We start from the raw sequence: 4,241 nt of genomic DNA on the forward strand, positions 1-4,241 counted from the left end.
GACTCCCGCTCCCACCAGCGGGAAAAATCTGCTCGGCGTAGTAGCAAGGCGATCGGATTATCGAGGTTGTGCGTCTGATCACCTTTAAACCCTCAACTCGTCATCGAGTGTAACTGGCGGTGGGTCAAACATAGGCAACCCGGTTTCGGGGGACAAAAGGCACGGGGCCACGAAGAGTTGGCCGGTCCACATCCCTTGCAGGGTCCGGGTCGTGACGAGAGTCCAGAAAAAAGTAAGCACAACAGTAAGAAGAGCTCCAAACCACTCGAAAATTGCAAAACGCGTTTCGGAACCCAGCGCGAACGTTGCAGCCGTATAAACACCGAGCGGAAACGTGAAACCCCACCAACCCATGTTAAAGGGTAAGCCCTCTTTCAGATAACGCAGCGTGATCAACGTCGCCATCCCAAGCCACCAGATGCCAACTCCCCAGAGAAACAGACCACCGAGCAGCCCAATACCCTGCGCCATCGCAAAGATGGATGAAAGGCCGGTACCTGCAAACGCGCGGGTGGAGGCGTTTCCGAGTAACAACAACCCCAAGCTACCCGTGCCAATGGGGCCGAGAGCCAGCCAGGTTGAGACGGCCATATCTCGATGAGGCAATTTATGCAGTACCAGGCGGAGAAACAGAATAGCCAGAATACCAAAGGCAAGAGGTACCGAGATCGCCCATAGGGCATAGCCAATGGTAACGACGAATTGCTCGATTTGTGCCGACAGATGAGGACCAATCGTGCCGGCACTTGCTGCTGCAACTTCGGCTGGTACGATCGGCAGGAGCCAGACGCCGGTCATGCGTTCGAATGCATGTTCCTGACGCGTGAACATATAAAACGGCACCAGCCAGCCAATGATCAATGATAATGCAGCATCGACGATCCAGAGATCGAAGGCAGCATGCACCGCAATATGAGAGTGACCATAAAAATCCACGGCACCATTGATGATTGGCGCCAACCCCATTGGAATCGCACCGAGAAACATCGATTGTACCGGATGATCCAGCAATCTGAAGGCATCATGGCGGAAAAATACGAAGCGACTGACGAAAAGAATCGAAAAAACAACGTAGAATCCAATATCAGCCCAAAAAAGAACGCGCGTCAGCGACTCGATGCCAGGGACGGGGATCGGGAACTGCGCCAGCATCAGGAACAGGATCCCCGTACCCATATTCAGGGCGAACCAGTTTGGCGTGAATTGATGCACCAATTCTCGAGGGTGAGAGAGTTTGCGTAGAGGGTGTAGGTCAATCATCGAGTTTTTACCATTGCCCCGCCATAAATCCCAGTCGCATTATACTTGGTTGGAATGCTGATGTTTCTGGTCGGGTGTCCCACTTGTTCCTGGAAAGTCGCCTCCGCTCTCCAGGTAATCTAGGCATCGGCAAGTCCGTGCATCAAAAACAGGGGCGTCTGCCGGCGCACATGACCGCATGGATGGTAGTGGATCTATCCGGGCTCGACCTGCCGGTGATCCAGATCTCCGGCGTTCAGCTGACCGACGATCTGACGTTGCTCGCAGCCGTGGGTGGCAACATCCATGCGAGCTCGTCATGTAACGGCATGAACAGCGATCGGCTGCGGCGGAAGCGGCACTGCGGCGGCTTTGGAATCGAGCAGGGCGAGCAACGGTTTGATGATATCAAGCGGCATTGGGAAAATGACCGTCGAGTTCTGTTCGGCGCCGATTTCGGTGAGCGTCTGTAGGTAGCGCAGCTGCATGGCCGCGGGCACGCTGGACAGAATCGCCGCCGCATTGACGAGCGTCTGCGCCGCCTGGAATTCGGCTTCTGCGTGAATGATCTTTGCACGGCGATCGCGTTCCGCCTCCGCCTGTTTGGCAATGGCGCGGATCATATTTTCGGTCAGTTCGACCGTGCGTATCTCGACATTGCTGATCTTGATGCCCCAGACTTCGGTCTGTCCCTCCAGAATACCTTGCAAATCCTGACTGAGCTTCTTGCGCTCGGAAAGCATCTCATCGAGCGGATGCTGGCCGAGCACGGCGCGGAGGGTCGTCTGTGCGAGCATCACGGTTGCAGGCATGTACTGCTGGACTTTGATGATCGCGTGCTCGGGGTCAATAACGTTGAAATACAGCACCGCATCGACCTTCATCGAAACGTTGTCGCGCGAAATCACATCCTGCGCGGGGATCTCGATCACCTGGATGCGCAGATCGACCCGAACCATCTCCTGGACAAACGGGATCAGTACAATGATGCCGGGGCCTTTCACCTTCTGAAATCGTCCGAGTGTGAACACGACACCGCGCTCGTATTCCCGCAGGATCTTGACCGTTGCGCGGATCAGGACGCTGAGGACGATGAAGGCGACGATCACGAACAAAAGGCTGGTGATGAAATCTTGTGCTTCGAAGTTCAATTGATCTCTCCTGATGTCCAGCCGGCTTTGGCTGATACCGGCTGATCTTGATGGCCTGCCGACGACGAACGTTGGGATCTCGTCACGTTTGTGTCGGTGCGCTCAAAATGTAGGCTTGATGAGGGGCAAGTGCGAGATTCGGGCATTACGGAGATCGCAGGCAATTCAGCCGCAGATTGGCAACAATTGGATCGTCCAGCTGAACCATGCTTGAAGCTGACGCCGTACGGGGAGAAGTAGCTTGGGTGCCACCAAGAGAGGAGATCGCACCACCGGCGAAATTTTCGAGTATAACACATAGATCATATGATTTCATTGTCATCCTTTATGGGACCCTATGTCAAAGTGAGTGTCGCAACATTGGTACAGTCCAATCCGACTGGAAACATCTGCACTTCCACGTGAAGGGTGACGTTCTCTATTGATATTTCATTAACTAATCAGAAATATGGCAATGGCAACAATCCAGAACGCCACTGCCAAAGCAATCCCAACCAAAATCCCTCGTGACGGTGCGAGATCATCACCATCCCCTGACGTATCCACAGGCGCAGAGACATTACCGTCATTGTCAGCCGGCCTGCTTCCCCAGGTCGATCTCCGGAGCAGCGGGATCAGGTTTCGATTACTAAAATTCCGCCGCCCCGGTCTCCGGCGTTCCTTTGAACCACTTTTATCCTCTAGCTGGTTCAGTAGTGCCTCGGTCTCGTTATCATCGGTCACGGTAACTTTACTCTCTGGTCGCTCGCTTCAACGAGCCATTCATTTCTGCTGTTTATTTCACGCGAAAGAGGACATGCATCAGCTGCCAATATCGTAAATTAGGTTAAACTTCATGATAGCTGATCGTCAGTTTCCGTTAAATGCGTAATCGTATTCCGCAATACCAGATGAATAACCGCATGACCACCCTGTTAATGGAACATAACCATTACGATGGTGGGTGCACGAATGCGCTTCATTCTCATTGTCACAAACGGAGTTTATGTGTCTGATAATCGATTTTTTTTCGATCCCGATCCAGCGCCAGTTCGATATCTTCTATGTCGTTCCCATTTTCTAGATTCCTATACTTCCTAATTCTGAAAATCCTACGCCTGGTTCGCACCGGTCACTAGCGATATCGTGAACGTCCGGATCAAGATCGGTGAGCAGCCAGGTCCCGCTGCCGAGCGGGTCGAACAAACTCACGACGGGAACGAGGTTGAAGTCCGGGTTGCGGGCGTATTCGCGGCCGTTTTCGAGCATCGTCGCGCGTTGTTCGTCTGTGATGAGCATGTGGCCTCCTCGTGCCAGGCTTTGCAGCCCGGCACGTACGCAACACGTGGCTGGAGAGCGATTCAGCTTCGTCGGCTTCGAAAGTGCGGCCATCCCTGCCAAGAAATCAAGCAACCTGGTGCGCAAGTCACCCGCGCGGTCGTGTTCAACACCGCCATTGGCAATTCTGCATCTCTTTTCACCACCGTCACCGACAAGGCCGGCCTACCCTGGGCGATGAGCGATCGTCTATTTCACCACCCTGATCAGCGCCTTCGCCTGTGTCCTGACCTGCGTGAACGCCGTGGCGCGGAAGCTATATTCGATGAGGCGGTACTGTCTCCCCCGACGGGGCGGTGGGAAGGATGCACGATACCCACCAGACCCCGCAACGCTGGCCGGTGCCGCATGGTTCGAGATGCTGCGGCAGAAATTACCCCACATCCTCAACTCGATCGGCCTTGACATTGAGGGGTAATTCGGCGTTCGCGCAATTCCCCCTTCGACGATTTCAAGCCCGAAGGTTGAAGGGATCAATAACCTTAACTTTGAAGCTTGCAAAATCCCTGACATTCCGTGTTGCAACAACGAGAT

Annotated in this window: 4 protein-coding genes; all 4 read right to left on the reverse strand. The window is 54.0% G+C overall.

Going from position 1 to position 4,241, the window contains the following annotated elements:
- Positions 1-84 precede the first annotated feature (84 nt).
- Positions 85-1,212, reverse strand: coding sequence for a TDT family transporter (locus ACP5E6_RS16625; RefSeq protein WP_427956015.1), 1,128 nt, complete (start codon positions 1,210-1,212; stop codon positions 85-87).
- Between the two features lie 344 nt (positions 1,213-1,556).
- Positions 1,557-2,390: an SPFH domain-containing protein gene (locus ACP5E6_RS16630; RefSeq protein ID WP_427956017.1), complete on the reverse strand. Its 834-nt coding sequence runs from the start codon at positions 2,388-2,390 to the stop codon at positions 1,557-1,559.
- A gap of 1,059 nt (positions 2,391-3,449) precedes the next feature.
- The gene (locus ACP5E6_RS16635; protein WP_427956020.1) at positions 3,450-3,668 is read right to left on the reverse strand and encodes a DUF2958 domain-containing protein; all 219 of its coding nucleotides are present in this window, start codon (positions 3,666-3,668) and stop codon (positions 3,450-3,452) included.
- A 228-nt stretch (positions 3,669-3,896) separates the two neighbouring features.
- A partial coding sequence (locus ACP5E6_RS16640) for a hypothetical protein (RefSeq protein ID WP_427956023.1) occupies positions 3,897-4,241 on the reverse strand: 345 nt, incomplete at its 5' end.

Source organism: Acidiphilium sp. (genome assembly GCF_049977125.1).
GTDB lineage: Bacteria > Pseudomonadota > Alphaproteobacteria > Acetobacterales > Acetobacteraceae > Acidiphilium.